General features: G+C 46.2%; 19 protein-coding genes and 1 riboswitch. Of the genes, 12 read left to right on the top strand and 7 right to left on the bottom strand.

The annotated features are described in order from the left end of the window. The first annotated feature begins 188 nt into the window (after window positions 1-188). The 10 genes from JL57_RS19685 (at window position 189) to fdhF (ending at window position 11,511) form a co-directional block, all read left to right on the top strand. Window positions 189-1,340 (top strand): amidohydrolase, encoded by a 1,152-nt coding sequence (locus JL57_RS19685; protein WP_045691172.1) that lies wholly within the window; start codon window positions 189-191, stop codon window positions 1,338-1,340. Next, window positions 1,337-2,272, top strand: coding sequence for a DMT family transporter (locus tag JL57_RS19680; protein ID WP_045691168.1), 936 nt, complete (start codon window positions 1,337-1,339; stop codon window positions 2,270-2,272). Before JL57_RS19685 ends, JL57_RS19680 begins: the two co-directional genes overlap by 4 nt. A gap of 206 nt (window positions 2,273-2,478) precedes the next feature. Further along, window positions 2,479-2,964, top strand: a complete 486-nt coding sequence (gene tsaE, locus JL57_RS19675; RefSeq protein ID WP_034143685.1) for a tRNA (adenosine(37)-N6)-threonylcarbamoyltransferase complex ATPase subunit type 1 TsaE — start codon at window positions 2,479-2,481, stop codon at window positions 2,962-2,964. A gap of 20 nt (window positions 2,965-2,984) precedes the next feature. Next, window positions 2,985-3,710, top strand: coding sequence for a tRNA (adenosine(37)-N6)-threonylcarbamoyltransferase complex dimerization subunit type 1 TsaB (gene tsaB / locus JL57_RS19670; RefSeq protein ID WP_034143658.1), 726 nt, complete (start codon window positions 2,985-2,987; stop codon window positions 3,708-3,710). Then, a complete protein-coding gene (gene rimI, locus JL57_RS19665) occupies window positions 3,703-4,170 on the top strand; it encodes a ribosomal protein S18-alanine N-acetyltransferase (protein WP_034143657.1) in 468 nt (155 codons plus the stop codon). Before tsaB ends, rimI begins: the two co-directional genes overlap by 8 nt. 2 nt (window positions 4,171-4,172) lie before the next feature. Further along, window positions 4,173-5,195 (top strand): tRNA (adenosine(37)-N6)-threonylcarbamoyltransferase complex transferase subunit TsaD, encoded by a 1,023-nt coding sequence (gene tsaD, locus JL57_RS19660; RefSeq protein WP_034143684.1) that lies wholly within the window; start codon window positions 4,173-4,175, stop codon window positions 5,193-5,195. Between the two features lie 681 nt (window positions 5,196-5,876). Continuing rightward, the gene (locus JL57_RS19655) at window positions 5,877-6,476 is read left to right on the top strand and encodes a 5-formyltetrahydrofolate cyclo-ligase (protein WP_034143656.1); all 600 of its coding nucleotides are present in this window, start codon (window positions 5,877-5,879) and stop codon (window positions 6,474-6,476) included. An 11-nt stretch (window positions 6,477-6,487) separates the two neighbouring features. Continuing rightward, window positions 6,488-6,970, top strand: coding sequence for an NADH-quinone oxidoreductase subunit NuoE (nuoE, locus tag JL57_RS19650; RefSeq protein ID WP_034143655.1), 483 nt, complete (start codon window positions 6,488-6,490; stop codon window positions 6,968-6,970). Window positions 6,971-6,982: 12 nt separating this feature from the next. Next, on the top strand, window positions 6,983-8,779 hold the full coding sequence (gene nuoF, locus JL57_RS19645) for an NADH-quinone oxidoreductase subunit NuoF (RefSeq protein WP_034143654.1): 1,797 nt from the start codon (window positions 6,983-6,985) through the stop codon (window positions 8,777-8,779). Window positions 8,780-8,829: 50 nt separating this feature from the next. Continuing rightward, window positions 8,830-11,511, top strand: coding sequence for a formate dehydrogenase subunit alpha (gene fdhF, locus JL57_RS34920; RefSeq protein ID WP_291300307.1), 2,682 nt, complete (start codon window positions 8,830-8,832; stop codon window positions 11,509-11,511). A 253-nt stretch (window positions 11,512-11,764) separates the two neighbouring features. On the opposite strand, the gene thiC is transcribed toward fdhF, so the two are convergent. The 6 genes from thiC to JL57_RS19605 all read right to left on the bottom strand — a co-directional run bounded on the left by thiC (window position 11,765) and on the right by JL57_RS19605 (window position 16,634). Then, window positions 11,765-13,042 (bottom strand): phosphomethylpyrimidine synthase ThiC, encoded by a 1,278-nt coding sequence (thiC, locus tag JL57_RS19630; RefSeq protein ID WP_034143651.1) that lies wholly within the window; start codon window positions 13,040-13,042, stop codon window positions 11,765-11,767. A gap of 27 nt (window positions 13,043-13,069) precedes the next feature. After that, the gene (gene thiE / locus JL57_RS19625) at window positions 13,070-13,747 is read right to left on the bottom strand and encodes a thiamine phosphate synthase (protein ID WP_291300302.1); all 678 of its coding nucleotides are present in this window, start codon (window positions 13,745-13,747) and stop codon (window positions 13,070-13,072) included. Next, the gene (gene thiH / locus JL57_RS19620; protein ID WP_034143650.1) at window positions 13,744-14,874 is read right to left on the bottom strand and encodes a 2-iminoacetate synthase ThiH; all 1,131 of its coding nucleotides are present in this window, start codon (window positions 14,872-14,874) and stop codon (window positions 13,744-13,746) included. Before thiH ends, thiE begins: the two co-directional genes overlap by 4 nt. A 3-nt stretch (window positions 14,875-14,877) precedes the next feature. Further along, window positions 14,878-15,672, bottom strand: coding sequence for a thiazole synthase (locus JL57_RS19615; RefSeq protein ID WP_291300306.1), 795 nt, complete (start codon window positions 15,670-15,672; stop codon window positions 14,878-14,880). A 13-nt stretch (window positions 15,673-15,685) separates the two neighbouring features. Next, on the bottom strand, window positions 15,686-15,886 hold the full coding sequence (gene thiS, locus JL57_RS19610) for a sulfur carrier protein ThiS (protein ID WP_034143649.1): 201 nt from the start codon (window positions 15,884-15,886) through the stop codon (window positions 15,686-15,688). Window positions 15,887-16,019: 133 nt separating this feature from the next. Further along, a riboswitch (TPP riboswitch) is annotated at window positions 16,020-16,120 on the bottom strand. 205 nt (window positions 16,121-16,325) lie between these two features. Further along, complete coding sequence (locus JL57_RS19605; RefSeq protein WP_034143648.1) at window positions 16,326-16,634, bottom strand: DUF6506 family protein; 309 nt, start codon at window positions 16,632-16,634, stop codon at window positions 16,326-16,328. A 612-nt stretch (window positions 16,635-17,246) separates the two neighbouring features. Here JL57_RS19605 and JL57_RS19600 point away from each other — a divergent pair. Together JL57_RS19600 and JL57_RS19595 are read left to right on the top strand one after the other, a co-directional pair. After that, complete coding sequence (locus JL57_RS19600) at window positions 17,247-18,308, top strand: biotin/lipoate A/B protein ligase family protein (RefSeq protein WP_291300301.1); 1,062 nt, start codon at window positions 17,247-17,249, stop codon at window positions 18,306-18,308. After that, window positions 18,284-19,396, top strand: a complete 1,113-nt coding sequence (locus JL57_RS19595; protein ID WP_034143647.1) for a geranylgeranyl reductase family protein — start codon at window positions 18,284-18,286, stop codon at window positions 19,394-19,396. Before JL57_RS19600 ends, JL57_RS19595 begins: the two co-directional genes overlap by 25 nt. Before the next feature lie 33 nt (window positions 19,397-19,429). Here JL57_RS19595 and JL57_RS19590 read toward each other — a convergent pair whose 3' ends face one another. Continuing rightward, a complete protein-coding gene (locus tag JL57_RS19590) occupies window positions 19,430-20,473 on the bottom strand; it encodes a lipoyl protein ligase domain-containing protein (RefSeq protein ID WP_034143646.1) in 1,044 nt (347 codons plus the stop codon). Window positions 20,474-20,543 lie beyond the last annotated feature (70 nt).

Genomic DNA, 20,543 nt, shown 5'->3' with positions numbered 1-20,543 from the left:
TATTCCTTGGCAGAATGCTCAAACTTGGAAAATGTACTGAGTATTGAGAGGCACGGGGCTGATCAAGTGGCCATTCTCAAATAGGAAGTAAGTTTAGTTTTTAGGTTAATTTTTTTTATTAAACAGGAGGAGTAACGGTGAATAAAGAAGTGAAGAAGCTTTTAATCAAGAACGGTCAGATTAAAACGATGGCCGGGCGAGAATTTAGGGGTTATATTCTGGTTGAGGGATCTAAAATTGTAGCCCTCGGAGAAACCTTGGACGGGGACATTCCGGCGGATGCTGTTGTAATCGATGCTATGGACTGTCTCGTCATGCCAGGGATGATTGACGCTCATTGTCATGTAGGAATTGGCGAAGAGATTTACCGGTGGGAAGGGGAAGACTTCAATGAAATGACCGATCCTGTGACTCCGGACATGCGAGCGATTGATGGAATTAACCCAGAAGATGAGGGTTTTCGCGATGCTCGACTAGGAGGAGTGACGGCGGTATTTACTGTTCCAGGAAGTGCCAATGTGATTGGAGGAACAGGGGTCGTCATGAAGACGGTTGGTAAAATCGTAGATAAGATGATTGTGCGCGATCCTGCAGGTTTGAAAGTGGCATTTGGGGAAAATCCTAAAATGGTCTACGGTGAACAAAAGAAAATGCCCATGACCCGGATGGGGACTGCGGCACTTCTGCGTCAGGCCTTAGTGGATGCCCAGGTGTACCGAGATAAACTAATCGAAGGAAAAGAAGATTCGGATAAACTTCCGGAACGAGATTTAGGTCTGGAAACTCTTGTTAAAGTGATTAACCGCGAAATTCCTCTGCGGGCGCATGCTCATCGTGCGGATGATATTATGACAGCAATTCGTATTGCCCGAGAATTCGGAGCCGATCTAGTGATTGAACATTGTACGGAAGGACACAAAATTGCCGAAGAACTTGCGGAGATGGGTTATCCGGCGGTGGTAGGTCCTCTGCTGACGAATCGTGCCAAAGTGGAACTTAAGGATAAGTCCTTTAAAACCCCAGGTGTTTTAGCTAGAGCTGGGGTGAAAGTAGCAATTATGACGGATCACTCTGTCACACCGATTGAACAGCTTCCGCTCTGTGCGGCCTTAGCCTGCAAAGCAGGGATGGACATCGAGGATGCTTTACGCGCCATTACGATTAATCCGGCTGAGATTTTGGGTGTCTCCGATCGGATAGGGACCCTTGAGGTAGGAAAAGATGCTGATATAGTCATTTGGAGTGAGCACCCCTTGTTAATCACCGCCCGTCCACTCTATGTGATTATTGACGGTGAGATCGTGAGTCCCGAACCGAAGGAAGGCGGATTAAAGGAATGACTTCTAAATCACCTTCTGGACTCCCGATTGCTGCAGGCATCGGGATGTCTGTGATTTGGGGTTTCTCCTTTTTATTTACTAAGGAGACACTAGATCATACCTTTCCGCTCCAACTACTTGGCTTTCGCTTCGCAGCTGCTGCGCTAGTGCTGACTTTATTGAAAGCGACGGGCTTAATCAAGATTAATCTGAAAGGGAAACCGATCTCATCCTTACTTCTACTCGCTCTCTTTCAGCCGGGTCTTTACTTCATAGGGGAAACTTGGGGTGTTAAGTGGACCTCGGCCTCTGAGGCCGGCATGGTGATCGCTTTGGTTCCCGTAGCCATTGCAACCATGGCCGCAATTTTCCTGAAGGAGAAACTCAATGCTAAGCAGGTACTTTCGATCGGGGCCTCTGTCGTCGGCGTGATGATCATCGTATCTGTTCAAGGGGGCCTTCAGTTTGGAGAACATCTCTGGGGAATTCTTGCTCTTCTCGTAGCGGTATTGGCTGCAGGCGCTTATAGTATTTTGTCAAGACATTCTTCACGGAGTTTCAATTCCCTGGAGATCACCTTTGTCATGATGTGGGCGGGAACCGTGATCTTTAATGTACTAGGTATCGGGCAAAGCGTAATTCAAGGGGAATTGATATCTTATCTAAAACCGCTTCAATTGACGGGTGTGCTATGGGCAATTTTTTACCTGAGCGCTATTTCGTCTGTGCTGGCTTTTTTCCTTTCAAACTATATGTTTAGTGCCTTGCCCGTTTCTCAGACTGCACCGATTTTTAACCTTATCACGGTCGTAGCGGTTTTTTCAGGAGTGTTTTTTCGCGGAGAGCAGTTTGGCTGGATTCATGCTATTGGAATCAGTCTGATTATTTTAGGAGTTTGGGGTACGAATATCTTTGGAAAGACTACCGCCACATCCCTTGCGGAGAGTGCATAGCATTTCGAGTATTGAGGGGCGATGGATGAGGGGATTTAGCACCGGGGATTGGATACGTTCTGAAAAACTTATAATGACCTTGGATCTAGGTAACACTAAATTCGAGGCTCGATAGTTATGGTTTTAATAGATAAAAACTTGGAGAAGGAAAAAAGTCTTAGGAAAGGAAAAGGTTAGGTTTGTCCAAGTTTTCTTAATCAATGATTATGGATTACAGAGCAACGAGTGCAACAGTTGAGCAAACTCGGGAGTGGGGCAAACAGTTAGGAGCATGTTTGCGGGGTGGAGATGTCGTTGCCCTGATCGGGGATCTCGGTGCTGGGAAAACGGCCTTCGCGCAAGGAGTTGGTAAGTCATTAGGGGTCACGAGTCATATGACTAGCCCAACCTTCACATTTCAACAAGAGTATAGCGGCCAACTTTCTGGAACGGGGACAGGAACCAAGGTCCGTTTGATTCATATGGATCTCTATCGGCTCCAGCGTCCAGAAGAAGTGGAAGTCATCGGGGTTGAAGATGCCTTTGAAGAGGATGTTGTGTGTCTGATTGAATGGCCTAAAATTGCCGAGGACTATTTACCGGAAATTAGATTAGAAGTTGAAATCCTTGGCAGTGGAGAATCCCTGCGCGAAATTATCTTTCGTCCCCGAGGACCTGAGTGGGAGCAACGCATAGTAGACCTGAATATTTGAGGAGAGGTTCGGAGGAGCCGATGAAATACTTAACGATTGATACGACAACAAAAGTGACCGCAGTAGCTTTAGCTGAAGATGGACGGCTGATCGGAGAAGGGTTTTTACATACCACTAAGACGCACTCCGAGCGTATTATTCCAATGCTCGATCAATTGCTGACTGCCGCAGATTGGTCACTAGGGGATTTGGATATGGTTGGTGTGGTACGTGGCCCAGGTTCGTTTACTGGAATACGGATCGGAATCGCTACGGCACAGGGATTAGCACAGGTGTTAAAGCTTCCGCTGGTTGCTGTAGTTTCCCTCGATACCCTTGCCTGGGCGGGTTTAGGTAGAACGGAAGACATTGTTCCCATCTTGGATGCGCGCAAGAATGAGTGGTATACGGCACGTTATCGTTGGACGCGAGGGAACGAGAAGGCGGAGTGTATAACACCCCCTCAAGCGTTACCCAAAGATCAATGGTTAGAACAATTGAGGGAATTGGAGCGTCCGATTTGCTTTGTTGGAGATGCTGTGGTCAAAGCTAAGGATCAGATTGAGGCTGTGATGGGGGAGCAAGCTTTAATTTTACCAGAGTATATTAATTTACCCCGGGGTGCTTATGCCGTTCAAGCGGTTTGGCAACGTTGGCAGGAAACGGGCAGGGGAGAACGAGTTGAACCTTACTACATTCGCTTTTCTGAAGCAGAGGTCAATTGGGCAAAGAAAGAGGAAGCGCGAAGGAGAGAGGGGCATGAATAATGGGATTGTACGTCCCATGACGATCAACGATCTCCCAGCCATCTTAGAAATCGAGCGTGATTCCTTTACCACCCCTTGGTCTATGCAGGCTTTTAAAGCTGAGCTCATCGATAATGAGTATGCGCGCTATTATTGTTTAGAGTTAGGCGGTCAAGTGATTGGGTACATGGGACTGTGGTATATCCTTGATGAGGGACATATTACGAATATTGCCATTACTCCTGGCTACCGGGGGCAACATGGGGGGGAGTTCCTAATGCGTTATGTGATGAAGAAAATGGTGGAGGAGGGTATGGAGCGAATGACTCTGGAAGTCCGCGCTTCGAACAGCTCTGCCCAATCATTATATAGTCGATTAGGCTTTACCACGGCAGGAGTTCGTAAAGGGTATTATGCGGATACGGGAGAGGACGCTTTGATTATGTGGACGGAACTGAAAATGGAAGTGAATGTGACGTGACGATGAGTCTGAACAACGAGGTTATAATCTTAGGAATAGAAACGAGCTGCGATGAGACTTCTGCGGCTGTTTTAGTGAACGGGACGGAATTACGCAGTCATGTCATATCCTCCCAGATTACGACGCATCAAAAATATGGCGGAGTTGTACCGGAAATTGCCTCGCGGGAGCATAGCTTACATCTTCAACCCGTCGTACAGCAAGCTTTAGATGAGGCAAGGCTTACGTTTCAAGATTTGTCGGCCATCGCTGTGACCTATGGCCCTGGATTGGTCGGTTCCTTATTGGTCGGGGTTTCTGGTGCGAAGGCCATGGCCTATGCTGCGGGAATTCCACTGCTTGGCATTAATCATTTGGAAGCACATATCTATGCCAACTTTTTGCTCCATCAAGATATCGAATTCCCTTTCCTAGCCCTGCTAGTCTCGGGAGGGCATACTCATCTTATTTTCTTTGAAGCACATGGCCAGTATAAGGTTTTGGGGCATACACGAGACGATGCCGCAGGGGAAGCCTTAGATAAAGTGGCTAGAACCCTAGGCTTAGGTTATCCAGGAGGACCTCAGATTCAAAAAATCGCTCAAGAGGGGAATGCGCAAGCCTTTAAGTTTCCTCGGGCTATGTTAGAGCCGGGGAGCTTGGATTTTAGCTTCAGTGGTATGAAATCGGCGGTTTTAAATACCTTGAATTCTGCCCGCATGAAAGAAGAGACACTAAGCGTTCCAGACATTGCCGCTTCTTTTCAGCAGGCAGTGGTCGATGTCTTAGTCCGAAAAACCTTGCTGGCCATCGAGGAAACCGGAGTTAAGACGCTGCTTCTTGCAGGCGGAGTAGCAGCTAATAGCTTGCTGCGCGAAACACTGGGCGAGACGTTGGGCGAGCGGAGTGTAAGGCTGGTGTATCCATCCCCCATTTTATGTACGGATAACGGAGCCATGATCGCGACGGCAGGGTATTATCATTATTTAGCTGGGGACTTCGCACCTTGGACACTAAACGCAGTTCCGGGACTGGGACTTGTGTAATTAGTACAAAAAAATCCCCGCGTCCAGGGATTTTCTTGCGCAATGTGTTTCGTGAATTGGCTCCTTCTATAAGGTAATACGCATCGCGAGTTGCGAGATGAGGGTCTGGAAAAATTCTACAGTACTAGTTTAGGAAAAACAATGAAAACAAATAAACGAAAAATGCCGGTTACTAGGGGAAAAAAACCTTGTGTCCGGCGTTTTTTATTACCCTTACAGTATGTGCAAAAATAGTTCAAGACGAAAAAGGGAAGCATATGTTCTGTGGATAAGGTAGACCTGTGGATAATGTGGATAAGTCTGTAGATAAGTCAGTGGTGCGGCTTTGCAGTTTTACCTATATTTCGTCCGTTTAGGATAACATTACCCACAGGTCCTGTGGATAATGTGGATAAGTCTGAGACAAGGCGGAAATACAAGTTTTGAAATGTGGATAATGTTGTGGGTTGAACTACGCCTGATTTAGCAATAAGCTTAAATCGCCTAGACGGTATGTTTGGAAAAGACTAGACTTCTGATCCAGCAACAGAAACCTCGAATTTTCGGGTTAAGACCTTATTGCGTCTTATAATCAGAGAAATTACAAAATATTTAATTTATCTGATATTTGCAGAAGGAATTTACCTTTATTAATCGAATAATTCTTAATGCACGAGATTTTACCGAAAGGGAAGCTCTAACATGAATGAGGAAAAACAGTATTCCAAGCATGAAGTACGCAAATCGTGTTTAAAACAGCGGGCCGCTATGGGAGAGAAGGAGAGAAAAAGTAATAGTTTGCTGATTCAGCAAAAAGTTGAGGATTTACCGGAATTCCAAAAAGCTCAAGCAGTGATGTTATTTCTTAACTTCCGCGATGAAGTAGAAACAACTGCCTTGGCGGAGGCCACGATTGCGTATAAGAAAAAGCTAATCTTACCTCGTTGTGCACCCCATGGGATACTTCTTCCACTTGAAGTACGCGATCTAGCTGTGGATCTTGAACCGGGAGCTTGGGGAATTCGCGAACCTAAGCTTTCAAATCAAGAAGTAGAACCTTCAGTAATCGATTTAATCATCGTGCCTGGGGCAGGTTTTGACCTACAAGGGAATCGTTTGGGGTATGGGGGCGGTTTTTACGATCGCTTCTTTATGTTGTTAAATCCCTTAACACCTAAGGTCGCTCTTAGTTTCGAATGTCAGGTTATTTCACAAGTACCCGTTGACCAACACGACATCAAAATGACCATGTTGATCACAGAAAGAACAATCTATAATTTTAGTACTATAGGAATTCAATAGGGGGGATTTATTTGAGCACCGCGTGTGAGGAGTTAGTAGACCCAAAGGAAATAAAGTTGGATGAAATCATCAAAAAGTATCGACATGAGAATGGGCCTCTGATCCCAATTTTACAAGGGGCCCAAGAGGTTTATGGTTATTTGCCTGCCCATGTGATAAAGCACATTAGTAAAGGGACTCGTATCCCGTTGGCGAGAATTTATGGTGTGGTCACATTCTATGCTCAGTTCCGTCTTACGCCTGTGGGACGAAATCTAATCAATGTCTGTTTGGGAACGGCTTGCCATGTTCGTGGAGGAGCTAAGGTACTAGATACTATAGAAAAAGAACTAAAGATTAAAGACGGAGCTACGACGGACGATGGGCGGTTTACTTTAGAAATCGTGGCCTGTATTGGAGCCTGTGGTCTTGCACCGGTTATATCTATTAATAATGAGGTTCATGGACGATTAGTACCGGAGAGCATTGCCGGGATATTTGCTAAATACGAGTAGGGGGATAAAGGGATGGCTGAGAACCAACGGATTCTAGTTTGTGCAGGGACGGGATGTGCCTCTTCGGGAGCACTGCCGATCATCGAAATCTTGAAAGAGGAAATCAAGCGGCAAGGACTTGAAGATACCGTAAGCGTTGTTGGTACCGGGTGTCAAGGCTTTTGTGAAAAAGGACCAACGCTCGTTATTGAACCCCATAATACGTTATATACCCGGGTCACTGCGGATGATGTGGCAGAGATCGTAGCCCAAGATATTGTGAAAGGGGAGCGAGTTGAACGTCTTCTTCTAATAGACCAAACAACTCAAAAACCAGTAAGTTCACTCTCCGAAATTAAATTTTTCGCCAAGCAACATCGAATAGTACTTAGTAATTGCGGTGTGATTGATCCTAAGAAAATTGAAGAATACACGGCACGGGAAGGCTATAAAGGCATCCAAAAAGCGCTTAAAGAAATGTCTCCCGAAGAGGTCATGGAAGAAGTTAAGAAGTCAGGGCTTCGTGGTCGTGGTGGTGCTGGTTTCCCTGCAGGCGTAAAGTGGGGTTTCTGCCGTCAAACGCCAAGTGATAAAAAATATATTATTTGTAACGCTGACGAAGGAGATCCTGGAGCATTCATGGACCGCAGTGTGCTGGAGGGGGATCCACATTCCGTTATTGAGGGAATGCTGATCGGGGCTTATGCCATCGGAGCAGACGAAGGATACGTTTACTGTCGTGCAGAATATCCATTAGCTATCAAGCACTTGGAAATTGCGATTAAGCAAGCTCAGGAGGCTGGCTATTTAGGAGATAATATTCTGGGCTCAGGCTTTAATTTCCGTCTCAATGTGTTCGCTGGAGCTGGAGCTTTTGTCTGCGGAGAAGAAACTGCCTTAATGGCTTCTATTGAAGGTAAGCGCGGTATGCCGAGAGTTCGCCCACCATTTCCGGCAGTAAGCGGGCTATGGGGAAAACCAACCAATATCAATAACGTTGAAACCTGGTCCAATGTTCCGCACATTTTACGCAACGGGGCAGAGTGGTATGGCCAATTTGGTACTGAAAAAAGTAAAGGAACGAAGATCTTTGCTTTGACGGGTAAGGTTAACAATACTGGTTTGGTGGAAGTTCCAATGGGCACAACCCTACGGGAGATTATCTTTGACATTGGGGATGGAATTCAAGGCGGTAAGAAGTTCAAAGCAGTGCAAATTGGAGGCCCATCGGGTGGATGTTTGCCTGAAGACATGCTTGATCTCGCCGTGGATTATGATACTTTGACGCAAGCAGGAGCAATGGTTGGCTCCGGAGGACTAGTCATTATGGATGAGACCACTTGTATGGTGGATATTGCCCGTTATTTCTTAAACTTTTCCAAGAAAGAATCTTGTGGTAAATGTACCCCCTGTCGAGAGGGAACCACGCGGATGTACGAGATTCTGGATAGAATCACCAAAGGAGAAGGAAAAGAGGAAGATCTTGATACGTTAGAGACCCTTGCCCTAACGATTAAAGAGACATCCCTGTGTGGATTGGGTCAGTTTGCACCCAGCCCCATTCTGGCAACCTTAAAATACTTTAGACATGAGTATGAAGCCCATATTCGTGACCATAAATGTCCCGCTCATAACTGCACAGCCTTGCTGAGTTATACCATTGATGTGGAGAAATGCAAAATGTGTAGTCTCTGTGCTAAAAACTGTCCGACTAATTGTATTACAGGGGATAAAAAGACTCAGACTCCGTATGTCATTAATGAAGAGAATTGCATCAAATGCGGAACCTGTATGGAAAAATGCAAGTTTGGTGCAGTTAGTCGAGCCTAATCTAAGGGTCCGGACGGACCCGAATGGACAAACTGAGAGGAGTGAATCACTTGGAGTGGCTTACATTAACAATTGATGGACGTGAAGTCAGCGTACCGAAAGGGACGACCGTTCTTGACGCCTGTCGTACGAATAATATTCCGATTCCTACATTGTGTCATGCCCCGGAGCTTACCTCTGCGGGTGCCTGCCGTTTATGTGTTGTTCAAATCGAGGGGATGCGCAATCTTCCCCCGGCTTGCGTCACACAAGCAGCACAGGGCATGAAAGTAGAAACTCAAAACAAAAAAGTGCGCACTGCACGCAAAACGATCTTAGAGTTAATAGTAGCAAACCACCCCTTAGACTGTATGACCTGCCAGAAAATGGGGGACTGTTCTTTAGCAGAGTATGCTTATGAATATGGGGTAACTGGTGAAGTTTACCATGGGGAAAAACGTAACCTTCCGATTGATGATGGAAATCCTTTCATCTTGCGGGATCCCAATAAATGTATCCTCTGTGGAAAATGTATCAAGGCTTGCACTGAGATCCAAGGAAAAAGCATTTTAGACTTTTCATTTCGCGGATTTGATACCCAGGTGGGTCCGGCCTTCAATTTACCCTATAACGAGTCGGATTGTGATTTCTGTGGATCCTGTGTCTCGGTCTGTCCAGTAGGGGCACTGGTAGAGAAGCAAATGGTCGGTAAGGGACGTCCTTGGGAAGTCTCTAAAGTCCAAACGACCTGCCCGTTCTGTGGCGTAGGATGTAACTTTGACCTGAATGTCAAAGACGGAAAAGTGATCGGGGTGACCTCGAATCCGGATGCGCCAGTTAATGGCAAGGCTTTATGTGTCAAAGGTCGCTTTGGGATGGACATGATTTATAGTGAAAATCGTGTAACTACTCCTCTGATTAGAAAAGATGGGGTATTAGTCCCTGCAGAATGGGATGAGGCCTTAGATTTAATCGCTACGAAGTTAGGTGAGATCAAGAAGACTTATGGACCTAACTCTATTGCTGCCTTAAGTTCGGCTCATTGTACGAACGAGGAAAATTATCTCATGCAAAAATTCATGCGCGCGGTCATCGGTACGAATAATATCGATCACTGCGCAAGGACCTGACACGCTCCCACTGTGGCCGGTCTGGCCACTTCATTTGGATCCGGAGCGATGACTAACTCTATTAATGAGATTCCGAACACCAAAGTCATGTTTGTAATTGGTTCAAACGCGACAGAGGCTCATCCTGTAATTGGGACAAAAATGAAGCAAGCCCTCGCCAAGGGAGCCAAGCTGATCGTGGTCGATCCTCGACAAATTGATCTGGCTGACCATTCCGATGTTTGGTTAAGGCTTCGTCCGGGAACAGATATTGCTCTGATCAACGGAATTATGAACATTATTCTTGCCAACGGGTGGGAAGATAAAGCATTTATTGAAGAACGTACCGAAGGCTTTGAAAAAGTCCGGGAAGCCGTTCAAAAATATACTCCCGAGGTCGTAAGTCAAATAACGGGAGTTCCGGTAGAACAGCTGGAAGAAGCTGCAAGAATTTACGCGACTGCCGAACGGGCTCAGATTTTTTACACCTTAGGGATTACAGAGCATACCTGTGGTACGGATAACGTCATGAGTCTGGCGAACTTAGCCATGCTTACAGGTAATCTTGGTAAAGAGAGTTCGGGTGTTAACCCAATGCGTGGGCAAAATAATGTTCAGGGCGCCTGCGATATGGGGGCACTGCCTAACGTTTATCCTGGTTACCAACAAGTCATAAACCCTGAAGTACGGGCCAAATTCGAAGCTGCTTGGGGAGTTCCTCTCGACCTTAATCCTGGCTTTATGATTCCTGACATGTTTGATGCAGCGGTTAGTAAAAATCTGCGGGCATTGTATGTTTTGGGCGAAGATCCAGTCATTACAGATGCTGATGCGAACCATGTTCGCAAAGGCCTTAAGGCTCTTGACTTCCTGGTAGTCCAAGAAATCTTCTTGTCAGAAACTGCAAAATTGGCGGATGTCGTCTTACCTGGGGCTAGTTATGCTGAGAAGACAGGTACCTTCTCCAATACTGAGCGGCGAGTGCAAATGGTCAATCAAGCAATTAAACCGATCGGTAACGCTAAGACAGATGGAGAGATCATTTGTGCCTTAGCAACTCGAATGGGTTACCCCTTCGAGTATCAATCTTCGGAAGAAGTCATGCAGGAAATTGCCAAACTTACTCCTCAATTTGCAGGGATTACCCATGAGCGTTTAGGAACGCAAGGCTTGCAATGGCCGGTGCCGCATGCGGAACATCCCGGAACCAAGTTCTTGCATGAAGGGAAATTCAACCGTGGCAAAGGGCTCTTTGTGGCGATTGATAATCAGCTGCCTGCGGAATTACCGGATGAGGAGTATCCATTCTTACTCAATACCGGGCGTAAACTTTCCCATTATAACGTTTTCACTCAACACTCTCCATCTCTGGAAACCTATTCGCCTGAAGAGTTAGCAGAGATTAATCCCTCAGATGCCAAACGGCTCAAACTGGAAGAGGGCGAAGTCGTCCAAATCTCTTCCCGTCGTGGTGAATTAAAAACCAAAATCATAATCACGGAACGGGTGCCAGTGGGTATGGTCTTTATGACCCTTCACTACTTTGATTCTCCAACCAACGTACTCACCAATGGTGCGTATGATAAAGTCACTAAAACCTACGAGTATAAAGTGTGTGGCGTACAAATTTCAAAAATTAGCTAAGTTCTTAAAGGGACCCTTAAAGGGGTCCCTTTTACTATGGGCACGCGTGTTGGGGGCGTGTTAAAAGGACCGTCCCCCCCAACACATCCCCCTAAAACCGTACGGAAAATGGGCCTTCAATAATGAAGGCCCTTGTTTTTTAGAGCTTGGCGCCAGCCAAGTTTTTCTTATGTGTCGGATACTTAGTTGGGGACATTCCTGTCCCGAAGAACAGCTTTTACTTCAGCAGGTGTGTCCCCTTTCCGCAAATAACCTATTTGTCCATGATACGGTTCATAAGGCGCATTGAACACATTTCCCCACACATCGTGCAGCTATCCTGATGCTCAGGAGAGGACTCTTGGCGATAGCGCTCGGGCTTTTCACGATCCAAGGCTAAACCAAACATTACTTCCCAATTCAAATCTTGTCTGGCTTGGCTCATCTTCCTGTCCCACTCAGCGGCTCCAGGTATCCCTTTAGCGATATCCCCGGCATGAGCTGCGATCTTGACTGCAACGATTCCTTCGCGTACGTCATCTAAAGTGGGCAAACGAAGGTGTTCGGCCGGCGTCACATAGCAGAGAAAATCTGCTCCTGCTGAGGCGGCTAAAGCTCCGCCGATCGCACTGGTGATGTGATCGTAACCAGGAGCAACGTCCGTGACTAACGGCCCTAAAATGTAGAAGGGTGCTCCGTGGCAAAGCTTTTTTGCCAACTGAACATTAGCCACAACTTCATGCAAGGGAACGTGGCCGGGTCCTTCAATCATGACTTGAACATTGCGTTTCCAAGCCCTTCGAGTTAATTCTCCCATCACGATCAATTCGGAAATTTGAGCTCCGTCTGTGGCATCGGCAATGCTTCCCGGTCGGCAGGCATCCCCTAGGCTCAAGGTCACATCGTATTCCGCACAGATATCCAGAAGATCATCAAAATACTCGTAAAAAGGGTTTTCCTGCCCGGTCAATTCCATCCAGGCGTATAGTAAAGATCCTCCCCGAGAAACGATGTTGGTAACTCGGGAGGTTTGACGGAAATGCTGAGCAGTTTCCCTGTTGATGCCAGCGTGGATGGTAACAAAATCAACGCCGTCTCGGGCGTGCTGTTCCACCACAGCTAAGAATTCCTGGGGTGTAATGTCTTCCAATTTTTTATCTAAATAGCCAAGGGCATCATACATAGGAACAGAGCCGATCATAGCAGAGGACATTTCGATGAGCCGGTGGCGGAATTCGATAGTTTTACCGTAGTTGCTAAGGTCCATAATTGCTTCCGCTTTCATGTCTAGAGCCATGCGTACTTTGGCCAGCTCACTGTCGAGGTTGGCACACTCCGGAGAGATACCTAAATTGACATTAATCTTCGTCTTAAGTCCAAGACCAACGCCCTCCGGACTCAAAGATGTGTGATTGATGTTAGCGGGGATGGCAATGCTGCCCGCTGCCACCCGGAGCCTAATTTCTTCAACAGTAAGCCCCTCTTTGTCAGCAACCGTTCGCATTGCCGCCGTGATTACTCCATTTTTAGCCTGTTCCATTTGTGTACTCATCTAATCACATTCCTTCTTAAACTTTTCTTATAGTTGGGTATTGTGTTCCATAATGAACTGTAAACGCTTAATCTTGCTCATAATATCCGGATTTCCTACAATCTCGGTGACTAAGGCGACAGTCCGGGCCCCCGCCTGGATCACTTCAGCCAGATTGTGCTCTTTGATTCCGCCGATCGCGACAAAGGGGATATCTAAATTCTTGACGACGTAATCTAAATAGTCCAGTCCCACTGGATCGCACACATCGATTTTTGTCTTGGTGGCAAACAACGGTCCTACTCCGATGTAATCTGCGCCACCGCTTACCGCGGCCAATGCTTGGGCCGGCGAATGGGTAGAAACCCCAATCAGGAGATCGTGGCCAACTAACTCGCGCACCTTCGACAACGGCAAATCGTCTTGTCCGATATGTACGCCATCGGCGCCCACTGCTAGAGCCAGATCTAAGTGGTCGTTGATAATAAACAAGGCACCGTATTGTTGGGTCATGGCTCGCAACACCAGACACTCTTCATACATTTCCCTAACCTTCTTGGACTTCTCCCGGTACTGAAGGATCGGTACGCCGCTGGCTACGATCTCACTGGCCACCTCGATATTGCTCCGGCCTTGAGAGTGAAGCTCAGAGGTAAGGGCATAAATGCCTACGGGAAGGGTATGCCTATTTGAAAGTCCATTCAGTCCAGTCATTAAATGGTTCATTGTGCTACAGCATTCCTTTCCCGCATATTCACCCAGTCACAAAAAGCTGGTAGATAGCCTTTGGCCCGGATCATTTGTACTACTTCCGGAACGGATCGTTCGTCAGCAATTTCAAATTGGGCACTGCCTACGTTGTCTGTCTCACTATAACCACCAACGGAAGTGAGAGCGCCGGCCGAGATTCGTGTAATTCCGAGGGGAAGCAAATTTTCCCGCATTTGCGGACTTTCTCGTGTGGACAAGGTAAGCCCAGCCCGAGGTAGAAACAATCGGTAAGCCAGAATAATTTGAACTAAAGCGGCATCCGTTACGGGAGTCGCAAATGAGCTAAAACTGCCGGCATAGGGCCTAAGGCGTGGTACTGAAATAGCTACTTCGACCCCGGGGTACTTTCTTTGCAAGTAGTCGGCATGGAGTGCTGAATAAAAGGCATCCCGCCGCCAGTCCGAGATACCTAAGAGCGCTCCGATGTTTATGGAGGAGATTCCAGCAGAACAGGCTCGCTCCGGTGCCTCCAAGCGGTAGTGATAATCCCGCTTTGGTCCGGAAGGGTGTACCAGAGCATAGGTGCTTTCCTGGTAGGTTTCTTGAAAAAGAGTGACAGAATCAACCCCCGCCTCGTACAAACGTCGGTATTCCTCAGTGGATAGGGGATACACTTCAAGTCCCAGTGAGGCAAACATTGGTCGTAAAGCACGGACGCATTGCTCGATGTAAGCGGGTCCGCTTTGTGAGCGGGATTCTCCCGTCAAGAGCAGCAAATGTTGCAGCCCAGTCGATGAGATGGCTTCACCTTCCTTTATAGCCTGTTCGACGCTTAGCTTGCACCGTACAATTTCGTTTCCAGCGTGGAAACTACAATACAGGCAGCTATTGCTACAAAAATTAGCAAGATATAAGGGAGTGAACAAACCGATCGTGCGGCCGAAATGGCGGATAGTTAAAGCTTGAGCCTTTTTGGCCATTGGCTCTAGGTATGGTTGGGCAGCTGGGGAAAGCAAGATCGCCAAATCTTCTGGGAGAACAGTTTCACGGGCTAACACCCGCTCTACGTCTACTCTGCTATAACTCGTCCAGATCGATTCTGGGAGCCTTTGTTGCCATTCAGTCTTTTGCTCGTAGAACATACGTTAACCCTCCTGCAAAAAACCAGTCAAGGGGGAAGACGCCTCGGCTGTTACTCGTCGTTCTCCCGGTCCAGCTAAATAGCCCAGCCGTCCTGCGGCTACGGCCAAGCGGAAGGCTTGGGCCATGAACACCGGATCTCCTGCTGTCGCAATTGCCGTATTTACAAGTACGGCAGCCGCTCCCATTTCCATGGCCTCTGCTGCCTCGGATGGTCGTCCGATGCCAGCATCGACAACAATCGGTAGGGAAATTTCCTCGATCAAAATCCGAATAAGTTCTTTGGTTTGTAAGCCACGGTTGCTTCCAATTGGTGACCCTAAGGGCATAATTGCTGCCGCGCCGGCATCCTGCAGACGCCTGGCTGCCCCCAAATCCGGGCTCATATAAGGAAGTACCACAAATCCATCGTTCGCGAGTTGTTCTGTGGCCCGAATCGTCTCCCAATTATCCGGCAAAAGGTAGCGTTGATCCTGTACAACCTCGATTTTAACCCAGTTCCCGCAGCCGGCAGCCTGAGCCAAGCGGGCGATTCGCACGGCTTCCTCAGCAGTGCGTGCACCGGAGGTATTCGGCAATAAAATGGTGTTCTGAGGTAAGTAATTTAGAATATTCTCCTGAGGGTTTTTCCAATCTACTCGGCGTAAAGCCATTGTTACCACCTGGGAGCCGCTAGCTTCCAGTACTCGGGGCACAATTTCATGAGACGAAAATTTACCGGTTCCTACGAACAGACGACTGAGTAAATTGACTCCTCCGATGAGTAAACTGTCATCCGATGGATTTATACCCTGTATGATATCGTTCACGGTATCAGCCACCTCCCATAAAAATTAAGATTTCCAAACTATCGCCATCACTTATTGCAGTACTTTGCCAGAGCTCTTGTTTTAGAATTTTCCCATTGAGCTCCACGACCCCAGCTTTTAGGGTCACAGCTTTGTTTTCGAGCAACTGGAATACGGTACATTCTGGGGTAAGCTCCTGCGCTTCACCGTTTAGAATAATCTGCAACAGACCATCCTCCTTTCATCTGTTCTTCATACCTTTTTGCTAAGGATTCCCGTCTCACTACCAAGGAACCAGGGAGGGTATAAACTAAAAAAAAATGAGAACTGCGGTAAGCAGTTCTCATTTATACTTCTATAAGCATAACGATTAGCTTCCCTCCGCTGGTATTAACCAGATCAGGTTCAAAGGGATCGAGTTTCCTCATCTCAGCCCCGAAGGGCGCCCCTAGCAAAAAGACGTATTTAGTTGTGAGTGGGCATTATTTGCCTGCGTTAGTATTACATCTATGCCATTATATAACTAAAAGAGTTAAGGTGTAAATATTGAATAAAGTATATTGAAAAATTTGAGTTTTTCTCTCGGGGAAATTGATTAGCTATGGTGTCAGGATTTCTAACGTGACAGTAAGAGTTTGATGAGTTATCCTTACAGCCCTTGGTGGCTAAGTTAAGAATAGATCATCTCCGCTTTTTCCGCTCAAACCGGGGTGACTATCAAATCGTACTGTACCCACTGGAATTTTCTGTTCTACAGCTTCAACGATCTTTGCCGTCCCAATGTTACCAAATCCTCCGCATAATTCCAACACCTGAACTCCTTCAGTAACCAGTTGTTGTGCAAGAATAACAGCTTCCTGATAATTTTGGACTCCCCGAATGAGTAGAGTAACCTGTGGAGTTTGAATATCTGCCTGATGTAGTGAAGGGTCGGCTTGAGGTGCAAGGAAAATAAAGGCGGCTTTTAATGACAATTAAATCACATCCTCTCCATACTAATTTATTTTTGGATTCACAGAGTAGAACGGAAAAACAAGTGCATACCTGTGATGACTATAATAAACATGCAATTCATATGCCAAGAAGTTTCATCCAATCGTGAGACTCCCACTTCTTGTAAGTGGGAGTGGTACCCCGTACTCTGCTTCGGTGACGAAAGCCTCCTTTCCCAATAGGACCGCTTGGCGGCGAAGGAAGTAGACTCCATCCTACGGCGCGATAGTATTCGTTAGTGGATCTGCGCCTTCGGCATAAGTCTATCCTACGCCGATAGGTATGCTTTTCGGGTTTGCGGCTACGGCGATACTCTCCACTGGATACTATCGTACTGGAGACTTACGTCACCGAAGTCTCGATGTTCAACTTTTGTTGAACGAGTTCACTAGGCTTGGCATATGAATTGCATATTGATATTAAGAAAAGATATAAGGATGAAAATAAAGAAGAATACCCGAAGGCTAAAATTGGCTGAATTACTAACGTGCATTAATAAAAGGAGGCACTATTTATTGTTCGATTTTCGTCCACTGTTCGAAAACCGAACAGTGGACATGATCGACAAACTACTATATTAAAGGAGGACTCTAGTGGTGATAAATTGGCGACTACTTGACAATAATCCATTAATTTCAGCTGACCACATGGCTTTAGACGAGGTCCTGCTTGCTTCCCGAAGCGCAGGGAAATGCCCGAATACATTGCGCTTTCTCCAATTTTCTCCCCGTTGTGCTCTATTGGGTTTGCATCAAGCGGTAGAGTTAGAAATTGATGAAGAATATTGTCGGAGAGAAAGTATTGAAATCAACCGTCGTATCACAGGAGGGGGAGCGATTTTTTGGGGACCGTCCGAACTAGGATGGGAAATTTATGCGGGTAAGGATTGGCTGGCGGGAAGAAATCTCGATGAGGTTTATAAGCTGTTGTGTGAAGTTATGGTCAAAGCATTGGCCGATCTTGGAGTAAAGGCAATGTTCCGGCCCCGTAACGATATTCAAGTTGGTAATCGTAAGATTTGCGGTACAGGGGGGGCAGAATTAGACAAAGCCTTTGTCTTCCAATGCTCTTTACTTGTTGATTTTGACGTTAAGAGCATGGTCAAGGTACTGAAAATTCCAATGGAAAAAATAAGTGATAAAAATATTAGCGCGGTAGAGGACCGGGTAACGTGGCTTAAAAGAGAGCTCGGTCAGGTTCCGGATATGTCCAAGATTAAAGAAGTCATTTGTGCGGCATTCACATCTGTTATGGATATGCAATTTATTAGGGACGAACTTAATTCATGGGAAGAGGCATTATTTCGAGAGAAAAGAATGTATTTTCATTCGCCTGAATGGATTTATAAAGTTCATTTATCAACTGAGGCGGGAGAAATAAAGGAAGCTTGCCTTAAAACACCAGGCGGATTAATCCGGGTGGTTGTCAAGACGGAGTTAATGGCACGAGTTTTGAAAAGCGTATTAATTAGCGGGGATTTCTTTACACATAATCCGTCGGTTATCTTTGAGCTTGAGGCCCGTTTAAAAGATTGTCCCTTGGAAGGGGACAAAATTGAGGAGATAATCAGGTCCTTTTTCAAGGCTTACCCAGATCAAATTCCCGGTGTGAGCGCTCAGGATGTGGAGTCATGTGTGCGCAGTGCCTTAAGATGAACGCTGAGTTTGAAATTGACGAGCCTCCTATTTTGGCTAAATCTGATGTTGTAGTAATCGGAGCTGGCCCAGCGGGTAGCTCCGCTGCCGCTACAGCGGCTGCCGGTGGGGTTTCGGTTTTGATGTTGGACAAGAAAGAGCATATAGGTTTACCAGTTCAATGTGCAGAGTATGTACCGTTGAGTTTAGCTGCAGAAGTACCTGTTCCGGCTGCTTGTATAGCTCAAAGGGTGGAAGGTTTCATTACCTATATTCATCGAGAACAAGTGGCTCAAACACGGGCACCAGGTTACATACTTAACCGGGATGTCTTTGATCGTTATTTAGCTGAGAGAGCAGTTCAATCTGGGGTTAAGTTATTCACTAAAGCACAGGCAGTAGCAGTTAAGGATCAGGGCGTTTTAATTAATAAACAGGGAAGATTATCCATGGTTAAAGCGGGAATTGTTATAGGTTCGGAAGGACCTAAATCCGTGGTAGCCCAGGCGATACACTGCCCGCCTCAGGTTTTGGCCTATGCTAAGCAAATCACGGTCAAGTTGAGGAAAAGGTTGCAATGGGCTCAAATTTACTTTAGTCCATCCAGCCCCGGCGGATATGCCTGGCTCTTTCCTAAAAATAATCTGGCAAATGTCGGGGTTAGCATTGATTTGAGTTTAGGCGGAAATATAGCAACAGCTTTAGCGGAATTTCAGCAATATTTAATCAAAGAAGGGGTAATTAGTGAAGAAGTGATACGAACGACTGGAGGAGCGATTCCTATCGGAGGACCCCGATTAAGGATGCAACAGAAAAACCTAATGTTAGTTGGGGATGCGGCAGGACATACTCATCCTATCAGTGGAGAGGGGATTTTTCCGGCAATAGTGGCTGGAAAAATCGCGGGTTCTTTAGCAGTTGACAGTATTCGATCGGGTGACATTAACTTATTAGCACAGTATCCCTGGCAGTGTTTTACAAGATTTGGGGAATTTATAAAAAGGGGTTTTGAAAGGAAAGTAGAATATAATAGAAATTGGGAAAAGACGGATTTTTCCGTCTTGGTACGGAAAACTTGGTTCGCATTCCCAGAGTACTTTGAATGTTAGATCGGCAGTTTAACTGTCATACTAAAGGGCTCATCACGTTTCCACAGCGTTTTTTCCGCTAAGAGTATGGGCTAGAATTTCTGCATTTAAGGGGTTTAAGGCATGTGCTTCCGAACAGGCCTCATTTAATGTATTAAAATCCATCTTTTTTCCTTGGAGGCAGTATTCCAACCGTCGTAAAAGTAAGGGAGGGATTAAGCGATTGGAGTCACTCAAGGCTATTTTGGTAATTCGCTGACCAGCGAGGACTAAACGGCAGGTCAGGTCAGTAATATCAAGAGAGACCTGGTATTCTCTGATATAACAGTTTTCAGCTACTTTAATCTCCCGATAGAGGAGGCGACGCCCGGCTTCCATGAGCCATTCCTTGGATTGAAACATAGGGGAGAGTTTGCGGATTTCTTCAAGGACCCGGTTATCTGGTTGGGCTGAAGTAAGCGAGAAGGCTCTGGCGAAGTTGATTTTAAGCCTTTCGATTACTTCCTCTCGACTTACAGCTCTCCCCATTTCCGACTGCAATGTCGTGAGGTTTGCTTGCATTTGATATAAATACTCTTGGCGGAAATCCTCTGATGGGACACGGATAATAGAAGACATAACCTCAAAATTGAAATCCATTAGAATATTCCCAACTAAGACATTACACTCTCCAATTTGACCTGCGCCGTTGCCAGAAATCTTTTTGGAGTTAACAATTAAGTCACAAGGCGAGCGTAACTCCACCGCTAAGTTGAAATCCCGAAGAGTTTGCACTACAGGTTCAAGGAGCTTTCTGTAAAAAAGCTCCCGGTTGGTGGGAATGATTGGATTGTTTCGATGTAGGACAACTTGGAAAAAAACTTGCCGATGATCCAGAAATACTAATCCGCCTCCAACTTCGCGACGAAATAGGGGGAACCCGAGTTCTTTACAAGCTTTTAAATCGACTTCACTGGGTATATCTTGATGGAACCCTGCACAAACATAAGGGGTTGCCGGGGTACAGAGTATTAACGCCTCCCGGTTTAGGTGGGCTAAGGCGTGATATATAACCTGTGATTCAAACCAAGGAACGGTGCCAAGATTGTAAAATTCCATACTGAGAACTCCTAACTTCAAAGAGTTAAACCTTTATTTTTATTTGATGCAAATCCTGTGCCAAAAATGA

The organism is Desulfosporosinus sp. BICA1-9 (genome assembly GCF_000802135.1).
The sequence above is the reverse complement of the archived record's forward strand: the minus strand, read 5'-3'. Positions and strand labels throughout refer to the sequence as shown.

Coding starts and splice junctions, on each gene's coding strand:
- JL57_RS19685 (WP_045691172.1), top strand. CDS start 189: ATGGCCGGGCGAGAATTTAGGGGTTATATTCTGGTTGAGGGATCTAAA.
- JL57_RS19680 (WP_045691168.1), top strand. CDS start 1,337: ATGACTTCTAAATCACCTTCTGGACTCCCGATTGCTGCAGGCATCGGG.
- tsaE (WP_034143685.1), top strand. CDS start 2,479: ATGGATTACAGAGCAACGAGTGCAACAGTTGAGCAAACTCGGGAGTGG.
- tsaB (WP_034143658.1), top strand. CDS start 2,985: ATGAAATACTTAACGATTGATACGACAACAAAAGTGACCGCAGTAGCT.
- rimI (WP_034143657.1), top strand. CDS start 3,703: ATGAATAATGGGATTGTACGTCCCATGACGATCAACGATCTCCCAGCC.
- tsaD (WP_034143684.1), top strand. CDS start 4,173: ATGAGTCTGAACAACGAGGTTATAATCTTAGGAATAGAAACGAGCTGC.
- JL57_RS19655 (WP_034143656.1), top strand. CDS start 5,877: ATGAATGAGGAAAAACAGTATTCCAAGCATGAAGTACGCAAATCGTGT.
- nuoF (WP_034143654.1), top strand. CDS start 6,983: ATGGCTGAGAACCAACGGATTCTAGTTTGTGCAGGGACGGGATGTGCC.
- thiC (WP_034143651.1), bottom strand. CDS start 13,042: ATGAGTACACAAATGGAACAGGCTAAAAATGGAGTAATCACGGCGGCA.
- thiE (WP_291300302.1), bottom strand. CDS start 13,747: ATGAACCATTTAATGACTGGACTGAATGGACTTTCAAATAGGCATACC.
- thiH (WP_034143650.1), bottom strand. CDS start 14,874: ATGTTCTACGAGCAAAAGACTGAATGGCAACAAAGGCTCCCAGAATCG.
- JL57_RS19595 (WP_034143647.1), top strand. CDS start 18,284: ATGTGTGCGCAGTGCCTTAAGATGAACGCTGAGTTTGAAATTGACGAG.
- JL57_RS19590 (WP_034143646.1), bottom strand. CDS start 20,473: ATGGAATTTTACAATCTTGGCACCGTTCCTTGGTTTGAATCACAGGTT.